Source organism: Mesorhizobium sp. (assembly GCF_004963255.1).
Classification (GTDB): Bacteria; Pseudomonadota; Alphaproteobacteria; order Rhizobiales; family Rhizobiaceae; genus Mesorhizobium.
The window spans coordinates 1-209 of sequence record NZ_SUGA01000157.1; the positions used below are offsets into that span (position 1 = coordinate 1).

General features: G+C 64.6%; 1 protein-coding gene. It reads right to left on the reverse strand.

The window, feature by feature from the left end; genetic code table 11:
* A partial coding sequence (locus tag E5X34_RS32875) for a hypothetical protein (RefSeq protein ID WP_292573412.1) occupies positions 1-209 on the reverse strand: 209 nt, incomplete at both ends.

The window sequence follows — 209 nt, forward strand, 5'->3', positions numbered from 1 at the left end:
GCCGCAATGGCCGTCATGGCAACCCGACTCGTCCAGGGTTGATGCCGACAGAGAGACCGCCGAGGCCAGCCGATCGGCCTTGCCATCGGCAACCGACTGGACGACCCTGGCTGACGAGAAGTCTGGTGATGCGCCGAACGCGTGCGCTTGCGCCGAGCCCGAAGGCGTCAGCAACAGAAAAAGGGCAAGCCCGAACGCAAGCATGATCG